This window comes from Pectinatus frisingensis, from assembly GCF_014076555.1.
Classification (GTDB): domain Bacteria; phylum Bacillota; class Negativicutes; order Selenomonadales; family Selenomonadaceae; genus Pectinatus; species Pectinatus frisingensis.
This window is the reverse complement of sequence record NZ_CP045424.1, coordinates 399,574-417,186: the sequence shown is the minus strand read 5'-3', so window position 1 is coordinate 417,186 and position 17,613 is coordinate 399,574. Positions and strand designations below refer to the sequence as shown.

The following is a 17,613-nucleotide window of genomic DNA, read 5'->3' as shown; positions in this document are numbered from 1 at the left end:
TTGTTCATTCGTAATAATATAATGCTTCTTGGTATTATATGTCAAATTCTGTTATATACAGCATATATGCATTTTACCATACATAAGGATAATTTTGAGAAAATTATCCTATTATCATAATATTACTATATTTCACAGCTATATTATAATCTATCAATCATCCTTACGGCAAAAACAAGTCATCTACTAAAAAAAAGGTTTCTTTTGAACAACATGCATTATATCTGCCATCTTAGTAAGCTGTTTATCAGTTCCGCTCACGGCAAATCGACAGCTGCCTTCCGCGCCAAATATTCCCCCTGCAGCTATCAATTCGGCATGTGCCCCAGAAAGAATATTTATGGCTTCTAACTCAGTAATTATCGTCCCTGTAATTGGCAATAATCTGGTACCCGATGTTGATGAATCATTAATCAATTCAGCCATTTCCACGATATTGCCAAAAACACGTTTTTCTAAACCTACCGGCAAAATCAATTGTACACGTCTGCCTAAAACGGCTTCTAAAATTGGCCCGCTGGTTCCAAGTTTAGGATTTGCTATTTGTATGCCGGCAAGTTTCCTATCTGGCTGCACAGCATTTGCCCCCTTCAAAATAATATCATTCTTCCCCAAATCAGCCGCTACATCAAATATTGTTTTCCCTTTTACCCATATACCTTTTTCTATAACAACATCAGTATTTGACCACTTTCCTTTTGGAATCTTGGCACCATGTATAACATTAACCCCTCGTAGAAAACTCTCCTTGGAAAAATCGTCTTTTTGCTGTATCTTTTTTAAAAGTTCCTCTGCCACATACCCATTGGTGCTGCCGGAAATAATTACCACAGTATGTTCCTGCGATGCAATTTTTATCTGTTCCATATTAATAACAGCCTTAGCTATCAATCTTTTCCCTGCCGCAACACTGACTTGAAATTGCTCTGTTTTATTCATAAGTATCAATACTCCTTAAAATCGTTTTTATTCGAATGTTTATAACACCTTTATATAACTTGATATCTGACTATCAAGTTTATTTGTATTATATACTGTTTAATTCAAAAAAAATCGACCTTGAATATAATTATCCAAAGCCGACCTTTATCCCTGCAATTCTTCCCGCAGTTTTTTCATTTTCTTTTTATGTTCTTTTTTCCACCTATTACTATAGCGTTCTTCTTCACTGAAAATACATCCACAATAAGGTTGTCTGTACAAATTAAGATTTTCACAAATCTCTACGCCTTCATTCCAACCGAGACGGAAATCTTCATACAAAAACGGTATATTCTCTGCCCGTGATATTTTTTCTGCAACATCTTTCATTACATCATGCAGCTGATAAGGACTGACAAATAATGTTGATGTAAATGCATCAAAACCGTTTTCTTTGGCATATACTGCCGTCTGATGCAGCCGCCAGGCATAGCACATGCGGCAACGCGGTTTTTCTGTCAATGTTTCTTCACGTTTTTCCGCAGATAAAGCCCGCCACAAAAAATCTCTAAGTTGATAGTTTCGATCTATCTGTATGGGCAAATCAACTTTTTCTGCAAACTCTATTGCAGTATCAAACCGTCGTTTAAATTCTTTATACGGATGTATGTTGGGGTTAAAAAAATAACCGGACAATTCGTGTCCCTCAGCCCGCAGCTGTTTAACCGGATAACAGGAGCATGGCCCGCAGCACATATGTAGTAATACTTTCATATCTACCCTTCTTACAGTTTATAAACACATACTTCATCCATCAAACAGGCTTTGATTTTCGACATTAGGTATCGGTAAATTCATATGTTTATACCCCAAGGCTGTGACGACCCGTCCACGCGGTGTACGATTAATAAAACCGAGCTGTAATAAATACGGTTCATATACATCCTCAATAGTATCACGCTCTTCACTTATCGCTGCCGCCAGTGTTTCAACACCCACAGGACCGCCGCCAAATTTATCGATCATCGTCATGAGCATGCGCCGGTCAATATTATCCAATCCTGCCTTATCGACCTCAAGCATAGCTAAGGCTCTATCAGCTATCGAATCAGTAATGACTCCATCACCTTTTATCTGGGCAAAGTCACGCACCCGTTTCAGCAGGCGGTTAGCCACTCGTGGTGTACCGCGTGACCGTCGAGCTATTTCCATAGCGCCCCGATCTTCAATAGCAATTTCCAATATTTCCGCCGACCTTTTTATAATATAAACCAATGCTTCAGGTTCATAATATTCCAAGCGGGACACAACACCAAACCTGTCACGCAAAGGTGATGCCAGTGCTCCCACTCTTGTCGTTGCACCAATAAGAGTAAAAGGAGCAATATCAAGCCGTATGGAACGTGCCGACGGGCCTTTGCCAATTATTATGTCAAGAGCAAAATCCTCCATTGCAGAATACAGCACTTCTTCCACACTATGTGACAGACGGTGTATTTCATCAATAAATAATACATCTTTTTCCGTAAGATTAGTCAAAAGAGCTGCTAAATCTCCCGAGCGTTCAATTGCCGGACCTGAGGTCACACGAAAATTAACTCCCAATTCATTAGCTATTATCGATGCCAATGTTGTTTTACCCAGCCCTGGGGGGCCATATAAAAGCACATGGTCAAGTGCTTCACCACGTGATATCGCCGCTTTAATAAATATTTCCAGATTTTCCTTAACCTTATCCTGACCGATATATTCACTTAATTTTTTAGGACGAAGGCTGTACTGCCATGTATCCATATCATTTTCGGTTCCCGCAATAATACGGTTTTCATTATTTTCCATGCCATTCTCCTGTAAAATTAAAAATCATATTCAATATACATCAACTAGTCTTTTTTAATGAAGATTTCCCCAAAAAACTACGCCCAAATGATTTGAGCGTATAATAAAATCCTACTAAGAACGGTATATATTCTGCAAAAAGGCGCCATGCCACCGCTACTACACCCACTGTGCCAACCGGAGCTATCGTATTAAATAACAAAACAAATCCGCCTTCTGCTATTCCTGAGCCACCAGGTGTAGGTGAAAAATACAAAAATATATTCAAAAAAATCATCCGCCCCATTACCAGCGCCCAATTAATATCTACCCCCAGACCCAGCAATAAAAAGGGAACGACTGAATAAAGAGCAATCAAACTCAATCCTGATATAATAAAGACTTTTAACAAGCCAGCCGGCGATGATGCCAAAAGCAATATAGCTTTTTTATTATCACGGTAAAAGCCGATTAATTTGCGGCCTTTTTTGTGGGATATTTTTTTAGCAATGAATATCGCCACTTTATCAAAATAACCACTTACCATGGCCCATACTAAAAGTGCAACAGCTCCGATTGCCAATATTGAAACAAATAACAAAGTTTCATTTGATATCCATGGCAGGACTCCATCATCACTCAATAAAATAAACGGCATACAGACAAATAAAAATGCTATAGAAACGAGCGTACGCACGATTACAATGACCGTTGCTTTTCCTATAGGAATATCCGCGTGACGCAAAAACATCAACTGAGCTACCGCTCCACCAGAAAATCCAGGTGTCAGTAAGGCTAAAAAATAATTGCCAAAAACTACTCTTGCAGCTTGCAGGGGAGTTATTTTTTCGCCGGATATTTTAATCAGCTGTGTCAGTCTTAATCCATCCAAAAAAAGTCCAATAGCAACACTAAAGAATGCCGCGGCAATTGACCATGGTTGAAAATCAATTAAAGTTTTTAATGTATTTATATCTACGGTAAAATATATTACACAATAAGAGATAACTCCGACTAACAGCAACAACACTATAAGGCGTTTGTAAAACATTTAAATCTCCCTATCTCCCGTGATAAATATTATTTTATATCTTATTCCGTAAGAAATGGCCTTTTGTTTCACCAAAAGGCCATTTCTTCTGTTCGTATTATTGTTTATCATCTATGCATATTACGTGAAGACATAACTTGTGGTTTTATTCGTTTCACCGGTATATTAGCCAACAGGGCCACCGAGTTTTCATCATCAGATAAACTTATTTCCATTTCATGCTGATTGATGTCCATATAGTTTGAAATCACTTTGATTATATCATCTTTTATATGATTGATAACTTCAGGTGAAATATTAGCTCTGTCATGTATGAGTACAACACGCAGCCGATCTTTTGCTATTCTTCCTGATGGTTTATCATCATGACCAAACAACCTCATAACAGCTTTTAACATGAGATATACCCCCTTCACACATGCAATATCTGTTTAAGTTTATCAAACAATGATTTCTTACGAAAATCAAGAAAGGGAATCTGTTCTCCGCAAATTCGTCCTACTATATTGTTATAGGCTTGACCTGCCAGAGACTTTTTATTGGAAATCACCGGTTCACCGCGATTTGTCGAAGTCACTACCATTTCATCATCAGGCACTTGTCCAATACATTCTATGGCTAATATATCATTTATATCATCCATATTTAGCATATCACCTGATTCCACCATATGGCTTCGTATTCTGTTAACAATAAGTTTTATATGATCTTTATCCGCACGGTTAAGTTCACCAATAATCTTATCTGCATCCCGTACAGCCGAAATTTCCGGCATAGTAACAACAATAGCATAATCTGCTGCCGCTATCGCAGTCTTAAATCCCTGCTCGATTCCAGCCGGACAATCAATCAATATATAATCAAACTCGCCGCGCATCTGATTGCAGACATCTACCAACTGCTGACCATTAACTGAACTTTTATCTCTGATCTGTGAAGTTGGCAGCAAAAATAAGTTTTCGTGTTTTTTATGACGTACTAACGCTTTTTTGTAAGGGATACGGCCTGTTACTACATCAACCAAATCATACATAATTCTATTTTCTAGACCAAGCAATAAATCAAGATTTCTAAGTCCTGTATCCGTATCAATAAGTGCCACTTTATTCCCGCGTATAGCCAGTCCCACACCGATGTTAGCAGTAGTTGTTGTCTTACCGACTCCGCCTTTTCCCGATGTTATGACTATTACCTCACTCATATGCCTTCCTCCTACCGGTTAATTGCTTCCAAAATAATTTGTCCGCCGTTGATATAAGCCTTCTCCGGATAGGGAGCGTCGGCTTTAGACATCCATTTATCCGGTGCGCGTGCCACCATATCGGCAATCCGTATCTGCATGGGAATAAGATGATCCGCCATTACTACAGCTGTTATATCTCCAAATGCTCCCGCGTGAACAATGCCACGGCATGATCCTCTGACATCTATATTCCCTCCGGCAATTATTGTCGCTCCGGGATTTACATTGCCATTAATAACAACAGAACCATCGGATATTACTTCCTGCCCATTCCGTATCGTTTGATTTATAATTGTTTTTTTTGCTGTTCTAGCCTTTTCTTCTGCAGTACTTTCTATTTTCTTATTATTAGCGGCCGCATCTCTTTGAACTTGTTTTGTTATACTTGTATTTTGCAAAACCAATCCATATGTTTCAAAAAGTTTTTCTAATTGCTGTTTCTGAGATTTATTTGTCCATTCCGCTTCTAATTGAATTATTGTTCCCTTTTGAAAAAAATTAAACGACGAATCCAGCTTTTTCCTTATTAAGTTTTCAATTGTCGGGAAATCGGCCGTATTAGTCAGAACCAATTTCAGACCAGACCGACTTCCCTTAAATACAACTTCTTCACCCATAATCATACATCCTGCTTATCCATGATTTTATATACTTATAGATACTTATCTTAGATGAATTCTCTTTAGGCATTGCATATTCCTGCCTGCGTCATCAATTAATGACTTACTTTTACACCAGATTTAATATCATTATTAGACGCAGCCGATGTTGCTGTCTGTGGATCAACCAACGGTGGTTCCGGTACCAGGTGAAAGGCTGCCTCAAGAATTGCTTTGCCTATTGGAACTGCTGATTGTGCTCCATATCCACCATTTTCTACAATGACTGCCACTACTATACTGGGATCTTCATATGGCCCATAAGCAGCAAACCAGCCATGATCAGCCCCATGTGGATTTTCTGCTGTCCCTGTTTTGCCTGCTATGTTTACGGGAAAAGAACCGCCAAAAAAAGAGGCTGCTGTACCAATTCTAGTAACTTCTAACAAACTTTGCTGAATCAATTTTATAAAAGCAGGATCAACTCCATCCAAGTGTCCTTCCACCACCGGGTCAAAATGTTTATAAACCGAGCCATCCGGATTGGTTATATCATTTACCAGATATGGTTTATACCTGGTACCACCATTGGCAATTTCACTCATTATCATAGCTGCCTGAATCGGTGTTACAAGATTAAACCCCTGTCCAATAGCGGCATCCAGTGTTTCTGAAAGATACCAATCTTCATTATAAACCTTTTTCTTATAAGCCTTGCTGGCAATCAAGCCACTTGCCTCATAAGGCAAATCAACACCAGTTTTTTCACCAAGCCCAAATAATTTTGCATATTTTCCCAATGTGTCAATGCCTACCCGGTTTCCCATTTCATAAAAATACACATTATCCGAATGTGCCAATGCCTGACTAAAGTTTATCGGACCTAAAGCTTCTCCATCAGCATTGTGTTTAGGTACCAGCCAATATACACCTGGGTCGAATATTATTTCTTCCGGTGTAACTTTATGTTCATTAAGCGCAGCTGTGCCTGTCACTATCTTAAATATGGATCCAGGTGGGTACTCACCTGTTATGGCCTTATTATCCATAGGATGATAAGGATTGCTATTTATTTGATTCCAATCTTTTTCTGAAATTCCTCCGGCAAATTTATTAGGATCAAAAGACGGTCGACTGCATATAGCCAAAATAGCTCCCGTTTTCGGATTCATAACCACTGCCGCCGCCGCATGGGCATGAATTTCGCTCAGCCGATCATCAATGGCTTTTTCCACCGCTAACTGCAGTCCCATATCAATCGTCAAATGGAGATCCTTGCCCTGTATTGGTTCTTTTTTCCCTAATATTTGAACAGGCTTCCCCGTGGCATCAACCTCAACCTGCTCGCCACCTGGTGTACCCCGCAAATACTCATCATATACTTTTTCCAGTCCAAATTTGCCAATAATATCACCCAACTTATAATTATCATCATTGTGTTTTTTTAATTCTTCCTCATTTATTTCACCGACATATCCAAAGGTATGGGCTCCTACTGTTTTATAAATATAATCCCTGATTGGCTGGGCTTCCACTACTACTCCTGGATATTTTTCCTTTTGTTCTTCCAATATCGTCCAGATTTCCGGCCCGACATTTGTCTTGAGCCGTATTGGATCAAACCCTTGGTGTTTTTTTATCTTCTCTTCAATACTTTTTCTATCCATTTTCAAGAGTACTGCTAAATTATCTATCAGTTCAGGTTTTATTTTTTCATCTAAAGGTAATATTGCCACAGTAAAACCTGGCTGGTTCATAACCACCGGATTATCATTGCAGTCATACATTGTCCCCCGCGATGCCATCGTAGGAATTATCCTTATGCGATTACCCTCAGCCTGCTTTCTATAAAAATCCCCCTGATATATCTGCAAATATCCCAAACGAATAATTAGCACAAATATTACCAGTATAGAGATAATGGATAAGGCTTTTAATCTATTTGTTGTATCTCTTGATCCCAAGCTGATTTCTCCTCATACCTATTAATTAAGACACCCTGAAAGGTGCCTCAATTAACTGTCAAAACTCTTATTTTTCAACCAGCATACTACTTTATGTACAAAATATGAAAATACCAGATTATAAATCAATGGTATCAATAATAAATTATATAGACTCTGTATCAAGTTTACCCGATAGCCAAGCAATAATACTACAATTATTAGTATAACATAATTAGCGGCTGTTGCCACGACTGATGAAACAAGCGGCAGAAGAATTTTTCCTTCATAAACGCGACCTATCATCAAACCGAAACCAAAACCTATTATCATTTTACTTAAAGTATTAAATCCCAAAAATGTACCGGAAGCAATATCCTGTAAAAGGCCTCCACAAAATCCGGCAAAAGTACCTAAACGGTACCCATGTGTCAAAGCATATGATACTGTCAATAACAAAATCAAATCGACATTTACATTTTTAAATGAAAATAAATTTAAAAATGACGTTTGCAGCACATATGCGATAAGGAAAACAGCTATCCATGACAAATTTTTTTTCATTTTGCCGTACCCGTTTCCCGGCTGCCTCCATCTGCTGCCTTTTGCATCTGTCTAGTTAATACTTCAGGTGATAATTCACGCGAATTAACAATAATGGCAACATCTTCCAGTTTTTGAAAGTCAACAGCTGGTTTTATCGCTGCATATTTAAGCAGCCCGCCGGCTTCATTACCTACTTCATCTACTGTTCCTATAAATATCCCTTTTGGATATATTCCGCCCAAACCAGACGTTATTATCTGGTCACCTGGCTGTATATCGGCTGCCCTTGATATATTTTCCATATGAATATCTACTTGTTTATCTATGTCACCCTTTACGATGCCGGCCACTCTCGAATCACTGCGCTGGACCAAAGCCCCCACAGCTACCCTCGGATCAGTTATCAAAGCCACCACGGAATAACTGCCATAAACATCGATTACTGCACCGACTAACCCATCCGGGGTTACTACCGGCATATCCTTCTTTATACCATCATTACTACCACGGTTTATTACTACATTATTTATCCACGTGGCAGAATCACGTGCTATAACGGAAGCTGTTACCAAATCAAATTGTTTTGTTGATTCTTTATAATTAAGCAAACCCTTTAAACGCTGATTTTCCGCCTCAAGTTCATTATCATGCAAATTTTCTTCACGCAGAGTTGTCACTTCAGCTTTCAACTGCTTATTTTCCTGATACATACTCATCAGTTCATTTAAAGCATTGATGATGCTGCCGCTTTTACTGCCCAATGCTGACGAAAAGCTCTGAAAAGGTGCTAATAAAGTTATAACAGCGCGATTTGTCAAAGGTATGGAAACTCTATCTTTAGCCGAAAAAAACATGGTACAGAATATACCCAGCAAAACAACTATAAGTATCCATATTTTTTTCCCCATTGGTTCATTTGTCTGCATACTCATTCTTCTTATTTTAGTTTCTTCGTCGTCATCATAACACGCTTCAGAAGATCAATATTTTCCAGTGATTTTCCTGTACCTTCACCAACACATGACAATGAATCCTCTGCAATAAGCACCGGCATACCCGTTTCCTTGCTGAGTAATTTATCCAAATTAGATAACAATGCACCACCGCCTGTCATCATTATACCATGATCCATAACATCAGCAGCCAGCTCCGGCGGAGTGCGTTCTAGCGTATTTTTCACTGCTTCAACTATTTTATGCACAGGTTCACGCAATGCTTCCTCGATTTCATGATCACTTATATCCAATACCTTAGGCAGTCCGCTTACAAGATCACGTCCGCGGATTTCCATATGTTTACTTTGTTCCGGTGCAATAGCCGTACCGATATTTATCTTTATTTCTTCAGCTGTACGTTCGCCAATCATAAGATTATACATCCGCTTTATATACTGCACTATTGATGAATCCATTTCATCACCGCCAATGCGTATTGAACAACTTGTAACTATACCGCCTAAAGAAATTACAGCTATTTCCGTAGTCCCCCCGCCAATATCAACAACCATACTGCCGGTCGCTTCTTCTACGGGAAGACCCGCACCAATAGCTGCCGCCATCGGTTCTTCAATCAAATAAGCTTCATTGGCACCAGCCTGACGGACAGCATCAACAACAGCGCGCTTTTCCACTTCCGTCACGCCCGATGGGACTCCAACAACAACACGCGGTTTAATAAACGAACTGCGATTCATTGCCTTACCAATAAAATATTTCAACATCGACTGCGTAATGTTAAAGTCCGCAATAACTCCATCCTTCATCGGCCGTATTGCAACAATGTTGCCAGGAGTACGGCCAATCATCCGCTTTGCTTCTTCCCCCACTGCCAAAACATTATTAGTATCACGGTCTATTGCAACAACTGATGGCTCACGCAAAACAATACCTTTCCCCTTCACATGCACCAGTGTATTAGCAGTCCCTAAATCTATCCCCATATCGTGGGAAAATCCACCAAACAAATTCCACATTATAATAAATACTCCCTTCAACCCTCATATAAAAACTTTCAAAATCCCTGCTATAAATTATTACTGCTATTGAGTACCGATCTTCCCCACCATCGAGTTCACTTCATCAGACCTCGTTCCCTAAAGCTCATGTATTTATTATCACCAATGATTATATGATCTGCAACTGTTATCCCGATTATCCGACCAGCTTTTACCAGACGATCAGTAACCGCCATATCATCATCGCTCGGTGCACAATCACCACTTGGATGATTATGTGCTAATATCATTGACGATGCCGAATTGACTATTGCTTCATTAAATACCTCACGCGGATGAACCAATGATGCATTTAAAATACCTATTGATATCACTTTAAAGGATAATACTTGATTTTTCACATTCAAAAGAACTACAGCAAATTTTTCCTTATTTTCATATCTTAAACGTGGTATAAGATAATTTGCTGCATCTACTGGAGTGTTCAATGAAAATTTTCTGCCAAGCGGTTCCTGTGCTATACGCCGTCCTAATTCTACGGCAGCCAAAATAGTTGCTGCCTTAACAGCCCCTATACCATGTACTTTACTGATTTGTGTCACCGACAAATTCACTATCGTTGACAAGCCACGCTCTTTATACAACGACAATAAATTTTCGGCCACATGTAAAACCGACATCTCTTTTGTCCCCGAGCGCAGTAAAATAGCCAGCAATTCAGCATTACTCAATCCCTGTGCCCCGCATGATATAAGTTTTTCGCGCGGCCGTTCCTGCTCGGGCAAGTCACGAACCATAGTGTTTTTAACCATAATGAGGTCCTCTAAACCTGACTGTTAAACTATGAAGTTGAAAAAATCCTAAGTTCCAATAAGCACTATTTGATTAAACCGCATATATTGTAACAAAAATACTATACCAAATAAATTACTCTAAGACAATGGTATTTAGCAAAACCATAAAAAAATATCATAAAATATATTAATATTATTTTACAGCCACATTCATAAAATGTGCTTTAAAATCCTCAAAGACCTTGTCTTACTTGACTAGGCAATATTGCTAATGTATAATTTCAGTTAAGATATCAATAATTTATAATGTAGTTAAATATTAACCTATTATATTTTGGAAATGACGCGAAAGCATCGTCATATTTCCGAACTGGAGCGATGATGCTAATGAATTCACTTTCTGAGAATAACACTTTCGATAACCCTAATACTGAAAATAAATCAGGTGACGATACTCTAATGAGCCAATCTTCTACTGACAAAACTACAGTTACAACAACTAATCCTGCCGATACTGTATCTGCCAACGAAAATCCAGAAGAAATCATGGCAAAATTTACCGATGAAGAGCTTTTATTTGAAATAAGAGAAAAACATGATAAATTTGCCTTGGAATTTCTAATTAAAAAATATCGTAATTTTGTTCGGGTCAGAGCCCGTTCCTATTTTTTGATTGGCGCTGATCGCGAAGACATCATTCAAGAAGGCATGATTGGTCTTTATAAAGCTATTCGTGATTTTCGCAATGAAAAATTATCATCTTTTCACGCCTTTGCCGAATTATGTGTAACACGCCAAATTATAACAGCTATAAAAACCGCCACCCGGCAAAAACACATTCCCTTAAATTCGTATATTTCTCTTAATAAGCCCATCTACGACGAGGATTCTGATCGTACTTTACTCGATATTTTATCTGGTAATGCCGTCAGTGATCCTGAAGAACTTATGATAAATCGCGAAGAATTTATTGCCATTGAGGGGAAAATGGAACAAATTTTAAGTGACCTCGAATGGAAAGTTCTAATGTCTTATCTTGATGGTAAATCATATCAGGAAATAGCCGGCGATTTAAATCGCCACGTAAAATCAATCGATAATGCACTCCAGCGCGTAAAGCGCAAACTTGAAAAATACATGAACAGCCGTGCCAAAGCGGAAGATTTTCACTCATTCAAACAAGCTTCACGGACTAATAAACATTTTAATGACTTATATTTCAGTTTAAATCCCAGACACAATTAACAAAAGGAGGGAATTATATGTCTCAAAAAACCATTGCAATTATCTGTGGCGGCGGTCCGGCCCCTGGCATCAACAGTGTTATTCGCTCAGTCACATCGGAAGCCGCACGTAACGGGTGGAGAGTGTTAGGCATATATGAAGGTTTTTTTCATCTTGCCAAGGGTGAAAAAAAATACGTCGAACTAGTATATGACAACACCAGCCATATTCATTTGACCGGTGGCTGTATTTTACAAATGTCACGCTTTAATCCCACTAAAAACGAGGAAGATCTAAAGCGTGTAGTCGACACACTCACCGAGCTTGGTGTCACACATCTTTTAACTATCGGTGGTGATGATACGGCATTCAGTTCAGCTGCTGTGGCTGCTTATTCAAAGAAAACCGGACATTTCATCAATGTCGTTCATGTTCCAAAAACCATTGACAACGATTTACCATTACCGGAAAACGTCCCAACTTTCGGCTTTGAAACAGCGCGGGCTTTCGGCACAACAGAAATCGAAAATCTCATCGAAGACGCCCGTACCACTAATAATCGCTGGTACTTGGCCATTGCCATGGGACGCACAGCAGGCCATTTAGCGCTTGGTATCGGTCGTTCAGCGGGTGCTGCTGTTACTATTATTCCCGAAGAATTTCCTCAGTACAAGATCACCTTACAGCACCTAATTGATATTCTTGTCGGCGCAATGATCAAACGAAACATGATCGGACGTAATTACGGCGTAGCTGTAATTGCTGAAGGAGTATTAGAGAAAATTGCCCCGGAAGACTTTATCAAACTTGGTAAAATTTCCCGTGACGAACATGGCCATATACGCTATGCTGAACTTGATTTCGGTGAAATCTTGAAAGAAGCTATTGTAAACGAAATGAAACAGCTTGGTATTAAATTATCTATCGTTGATAAAGAAATCGGTTATGAACTGCGCTGTGCCGCACCTATTGCCTATGATATAGATTATACCACAATGCTGGGTTATGCTGCTGTACAATTTCTCCTAAAGGGTGGCAGCGGTGCTATGATATCGGTTCAAGGGAGCCGTGCCATTCCTATGTATTTTGAAGAATTAAAAAATCCTACTACGGGAAAAACCTTCGTTCGCAAGGTAAATATTGACTCCGTCAGTTATAAAATTGCCCGCAGTTTCATGCAGCGCTTGGAACGAGAAGATCTTGACAATCCAGAAATTGCCAAATTATATAATATGACTCCGGAAGATTTTAAAAAAAGATATCTGTATATGTTTGAATAAATTTTATAAATAATTCCATTGACTATTTATAATACAGCCTTATGCGCAAGTTTTTGCCCATAGGGCTGTTATTGTCCGTAAGGCTTCTTGCCATCGGTTTGAAATACTTCCCGATAATCCATTCGGTCTAATACCATAATGAATTTATTAAATATTATTATATTAATAGCCGAACCCGCTTCATAAACTGCCACAGCCATGTAAATGATATCATCACGCCCGTTTGTATCTACTAATGCTATGAAACAACCTGCCAGCATAAAAAGAACTGATTTTATTATTTCTAAGCGCATGCCTTTTACCAAAAAATTGTAATGTTGTGGGTCGGGATCCCATACAGCCCAATTTACCAATAAAACTAAAATTATCAATGCACCTGCCGTTAAAATAATTACCGCATTAGTCGGCAAAAACAAACTCGAAATGGCGCACACTACAGCTCCAGGCCAATTAAAAGGCACCATCATTCCGATAAACAACAGCCAACTGACCGATAAATTCCCCACTTCCTGCCCTGAATATAAAAAATAGAAAATCAATACCCATCCTATTGATAATAATTCACCAACCAAAAGTATTCCTGCCAATAGTTTCATTCGACCAATAAGCTCTAATTTCCCTGCCACATCATGATTACTAAACATTATGGATAATTTTTGCTCCTTCTCTAATTTCTGAAATAATTTCATTTTAATATAACTATCTTTTATTATCATACATTATCATATTAATTTGTCTATGCCATAAATTATACCAATATATACTAAATTTGGCGATTATTTTTAATAAACTAATGTTAAATATTATTATCCTATAAAATAAACCTCAATTATCCGCTATCATTTTCTTCACAAAAATATGCAAACTCGTTATAATTATATACAAAACATGTTATTTAAGAAAGGGTCATTTAAATTGGACGCAAGATATATAAGGAATTTTTCAATAATCGCCCATATCGACCATGGAAAATCAACGATTGCCGATAGATTGATAGAATTGACCGGCACTTTAAGTGAACGTGAAATGGAAAACCAGGTACTCGACAATATGGACTTAGAACGTGAACGCGGCATCACCATAAAAGCTCAAACAGTACGTTTGCATTATAAAGGGAAAAATGGCCAATTATACGAATTAAATTTGATTGATACCCCCGGCCATGTTGATTTTAACTATGAAGTATCACGCAGTCTGGCAGCTTGTGAAGGTGCTTTACTGGTCGTCGACGCCGCCCAAGGTGTCGAAGCACAGACGCTGGCAAATGTCTATCTGGCACTTGAACATGATTTGGAAATTATCCCCGTGATAAACAAAATAGACCTGCCCAGTGCTGATCCGGATCATGTAAAACAAGAGATAGAAGACATCATCGGTCTCGATGCCAGTGAAGCCATTTTATGCAGTGCTAAAACAGGACTGGGTATTGATAAAATATTGGATGAAATCGTCAATAAAATTCCCGCACCAACGGGTGATGAAAATAAGCCCTTAAAAGCTCTTATTTTTGACTCATATTTTGATTCTTATAAAGGCGCAATTGCCCATATACGACTTTTTCAGGGAAAAATCCAACCCGGCATGAAACTTAAAATGATGTCAACCGGCAAGACGTTTGAAGTTACTGATATAGGCTGCTTTCACCCGGCGCCTATCAATGTCGATGAACTTTGCGCAGGACAGGTTGGTTTTGTTGCCGGCAGCTTAAAAAACGTCAAGGATATTCGTGTCGGTGACACTATAACCAGTGTATCAAATCCTACCGATAAACCCCTCCCCGGTTATCGCGGCGTTACGCCGATGGTTTACTGTGGCCTGTATCCGGTAGACAGCAGTGATTACGATAATCTAAAAGACGCTTTAGAAAAATTACAACTCAATGACGCCGCCTTGGTTTTTGAGCCAGAAACCTCTATAGCTTTGGGTTTTGGTTTCAGGTGTGGTTTCCTGGGACTATTGCATATGGATGTTGTTCAAGAACGACTAGAACGTGAATACAAATTAAAATTAATAACTACCGCTCCCAGTGTTATTTACCATATATATAAGACCGACGGATCTATGTTAAAAGTTTCCAACCCGACACAATTGCCTCCACCGACAGAAATCGAGCATATGGAAGAACCTTTTGTCAAAGCCACTATTATCGTTCCTAATGATTATGTTGGTGCCGTAATGGAAATCTCTCAGGATAAACGCGGAAAATTTATTAGCATGGATTATATTGATAATAGAGTTATGCTCACATATCACATTCCGCTCAATGAGATAATTTACGATTATTTTGATAAATTAAAATCTACCACACGAGGTTATGCTTCTCTTGATTATGAACTGGCCGGTTACCAGCAGTCTAAATTGGTTAAACTGGATATTCTATTGAATGGTGAAATGGTTGATGCTCTTTCCACCATAGTTCATATTGACCGGGCACAGCAGCGTGGCCGTCAATTAGCTGAAAAACTCAAAGGAATCATACCACGTCAAATGTTTGAAATACCTATACAAGCCGCAATAGGCAATAAAATAATCGCACGAGAAACTGTTCGCGCCATGCGTAAAGATGTTTTAGCAAAATGCTACGGTGGCGATATTACCCGCAAACGCAAATTACTAGAAAAACAAAAAGAAGGAAAAAAACGTATGAAATCGGTCGGCAGTGTAGAAATACCACAAGAAGCCTTTATGGCAATCTTGAAAGTTGATTGACATGTTTTCACTTTATATTCATGTACCATTTTGCCGGCAAAAATGTTTTTACTGTGATTTTCCTTCAATAGCAGCTAATAGTACAACGCTTTATAATGATTATATCACAGCAGTTATTAAGGAGATAAATTTACGCCGACAAATTTTAGGCCCACTAAAGATATCCACCATCTACTTTGGCGGCGGCACACCGTCATTATTGCCACCAGAGTCAATCGGCATATTATTATCTGCTGTTTCCGCAAAATTTATTGTATCTTCCGATGCCGAAATTACATTGGAAGCAAATCCAGGAACTGTATCACTTGATTCTTTACAAAAATTAAACCAGTATGGTATAAATCGTTTAAGTATTGGTGTTCAGGCAACACAAAATAATCTACTAAAATTTTTAGGACGCATTCATAATTTCAAACAAGTTCAAACAGCTGTTGATGATGCTAAAAAAGCCGGCCTAAAAAATATAAGCCTGGATCTTATGTATGGATTGCCCTCACAAAGCCTTAAAATGCTTTCTGAGAGTATTAATTGGTTTTTGAATCAAGATATCCAGCACATATCTATTTATGGTCTTCAAATTGAAAAGGGGACACGATTTGCCCACATGCAGCTTAACAACAAACTATCATTACCAAATGATGAACTTGTTGAACAAATGTATGATTATATAACCAATACTTTACCACTGCATGGATTTTATCGGTACGAGATATCAAATTTTGCCAAACCCACTTTTGAAAGCCGCCATAATATGACTTATTGGCAGGATAAACCTTATTTGGGGATAGGCTGTGCCGCTCATTCATATTATAATCAACAACGTACCTATAATACTCATAATGTATATAAATATATAAAAACGTGCAATGATAATCTTCTTCCATCAATAAAAGAAGAAACACTTGATCGTAAAAAATGGATGGAGGAATTTTGTTTTTTGGCGCTGAGAACAGTCGATGGTATCAATAAGACTAAATTTAAGGATACTTTTAATTGTAATATATATGATATCTACTGCGAAAGTATAAATAAATTGAAATCACAGCATTTGTTGTCAGAAGATAAGGAACATCTGTGTCTGACACCGCTGGGCATGAAATTCGGCAATACAGCCTTCGAAAGTTTCCTGCAATAGATAAACAAATAAACCAGCTGTAAAATCTACAGCTGGTTTATTTGTTTATTCTGGTTTATTGTTTATTCGCAGCAACAATGCCCATAAAGTCGGACACTGTGAGCGCGTTATTTATAAAAAGATATAAAAAAACGTCTATGACAATAGTCAAACTAAAATCATAGACGCTTTCAAACCGGCAGCGACCTAATCTCCCAGGGGGCTGCCCCCCAAGTACCTTCGGCCTGTGGATGCTTAACTACTGTGTTCGGAATGGGAACAGGTGGATCCATCCAGGTATCGCCACCAGATGTCCTGGCCTTCAGTGCCTCAGCACCTCAGCCGGTATATACAGTAACCAGGAAACTTATCTGCTGCTTTTCCTTTACCTATATACTCTCGAGTGTTCTTGCACAC

The 17,613-nt window shown here is 38.6% G+C and carries 17 protein-coding genes and 1 rRNA gene; 4 read left to right on the top strand and 14 right to left on the bottom strand.

The window, feature by feature from the left end; genetic code table 11:
• Positions 1–186: 186 nt before the first annotated feature.
• The 12 genes from F8M42_RS02040 to radC form a co-directional block, all read right to left on the bottom strand.
• The gene (locus tag F8M42_RS02040) at positions 187–939 is read right to left on the bottom strand and encodes a hypothetical protein (RefSeq protein ID WP_182187748.1); all 753 of its coding nucleotides are present in this window, start codon (positions 937–939) and stop codon (positions 187–189) included.
• 147 nt (positions 940–1,086) lie between these two features.
• Complete coding sequence (locus F8M42_RS02035) at positions 1,087–1,695, bottom strand: epoxyqueuosine reductase QueH (protein WP_182187747.1); 609 nt, start codon at positions 1,693–1,695, stop codon at positions 1,087–1,089.
• A gap of 33 nt (positions 1,696–1,728) precedes the next feature.
• A complete protein-coding gene (gene ruvB, locus F8M42_RS02030; RefSeq protein ID WP_182187746.1) occupies positions 1,729–2,760 on the bottom strand; it encodes a Holliday junction branch migration DNA helicase RuvB in 1,032 nt (343 codons plus the stop codon).
• Positions 2,761–2,800: 40 nt separating this feature from the next.
• On the bottom strand, positions 2,801–3,790 hold the full coding sequence (locus tag F8M42_RS02025; RefSeq protein ID WP_182187745.1) for a lysylphosphatidylglycerol synthase transmembrane domain-containing protein: 990 nt from the start codon (positions 3,788–3,790) through the stop codon (positions 2,801–2,803).
• Between the two features lie 107 nt (positions 3,791–3,897).
• Positions 3,898–4,188, bottom strand: a complete 291-nt coding sequence (minE, locus tag F8M42_RS02020; protein WP_182187744.1) for a cell division topological specificity factor MinE — start codon at positions 4,186–4,188, stop codon at positions 3,898–3,900.
• A gap of 14 nt (positions 4,189–4,202) precedes the next feature.
• Positions 4,203–4,991, bottom strand: a complete 789-nt coding sequence (gene minD / locus F8M42_RS02015; protein WP_182187743.1) for a septum site-determining protein MinD — start codon at positions 4,989–4,991, stop codon at positions 4,203–4,205.
• An 11-nt stretch (positions 4,992–5,002) separates the two neighbouring features.
• Positions 5,003–5,650 (bottom strand): septum site-determining protein MinC, encoded by a 648-nt coding sequence (minC, locus tag F8M42_RS02010; RefSeq protein WP_182187742.1) that lies wholly within the window; start codon positions 5,648–5,650, stop codon positions 5,003–5,005.
• 98 nt (positions 5,651–5,748) lie between these two features.
• Entirely contained in the window at positions 5,749–7,602 is a 1,854-nt protein-coding gene (gene mrdA, locus F8M42_RS02005) for a penicillin-binding protein 2 (RefSeq protein WP_407672864.1), read from the bottom strand.
• A 45-nt stretch (positions 7,603–7,647) separates the two neighbouring features.
• Positions 7,648–8,139: a rod shape-determining protein MreD gene (gene mreD, locus F8M42_RS02000; protein ID WP_182187740.1), complete on the bottom strand. Its 492-nt coding sequence runs from the start codon at positions 8,137–8,139 to the stop codon at positions 7,648–7,650.
• Positions 8,136–9,047 carry a rod shape-determining protein MreC gene (gene mreC, locus F8M42_RS01995; protein ID WP_182187739.1) on the bottom strand — a complete coding sequence of 304 codons (912 nt, stop codon included), beginning with the start codon at positions 9,045–9,047 and terminating at the stop codon, positions 8,136–8,138. Before mreC ends, mreD begins: the two co-directional genes overlap by 4 nt.
• Positions 9,048–9,058: 11 nt before the next feature.
• Positions 9,059–10,093: a rod shape-determining protein gene (locus F8M42_RS01990; protein ID WP_182187738.1), complete on the bottom strand. Its 1,035-nt coding sequence runs from the start codon at positions 10,091–10,093 to the stop codon at positions 9,059–9,061.
• A gap of 98 nt (positions 10,094–10,191) precedes the next feature.
• Complete coding sequence (gene radC / locus F8M42_RS01985) at positions 10,192–10,887, bottom strand: RadC family protein (RefSeq protein ID WP_229711398.1); 696 nt, start codon at positions 10,885–10,887, stop codon at positions 10,192–10,194.
• Between the two features lie 528 nt (positions 10,888–11,415).
• On the opposite strand from radC, the gene sigH reads away from it, so the two are divergent.
• A complete protein-coding gene (gene sigH, locus F8M42_RS01980; protein WP_182188591.1) occupies positions 11,416–12,114 on the top strand; it encodes an RNA polymerase sporulation sigma factor SigH in 699 nt (232 codons plus the stop codon).
• A gap of 17 nt (positions 12,115–12,131) precedes the next feature.
• Entirely contained in the window at positions 12,132–13,373 is a 1,242-nt protein-coding gene (gene pfp, locus F8M42_RS01975) for a diphosphate--fructose-6-phosphate 1-phosphotransferase (RefSeq protein ID WP_182187737.1), read from the top strand.
• Positions 13,374–13,441: 68 nt separating this feature from the next.
• Here pfp and F8M42_RS01970 read toward each other — a convergent pair whose 3' ends face one another.
• Positions 13,442–14,017, bottom strand: coding sequence for a hypothetical protein (locus F8M42_RS01970; protein WP_182187736.1), 576 nt, complete (start codon positions 14,015–14,017; stop codon positions 13,442–13,444).
• A gap of 271 nt (positions 14,018–14,288) precedes the next feature.
• On the opposite strand from F8M42_RS01970, the gene lepA reads away from it, so the two are divergent.
• Entirely contained in the window at positions 14,289–16,082 is a 1,794-nt protein-coding gene (gene lepA, locus F8M42_RS01965; protein WP_326832813.1) for a translation elongation factor 4, read from the top strand.
• 1 nt (position 16,083) lies between these two features.
• On the top strand, positions 16,084–17,217 hold the full coding sequence (gene hemW, locus F8M42_RS01960) for a radical SAM family heme chaperone HemW (RefSeq protein ID WP_182187734.1): 1,134 nt from the start codon (positions 16,084–16,086) through the stop codon (positions 17,215–17,217).
• A gap of 173 nt (positions 17,218–17,390) precedes the next feature.
• Here hemW and rrf read toward each other — a convergent pair.
• A 5S ribosomal RNA gene (gene rrf / locus F8M42_RS01955) occupies positions 17,391–17,507 on the bottom strand.
• Between the last annotated feature and the right edge of the window lie 106 nt (positions 17,508–17,613).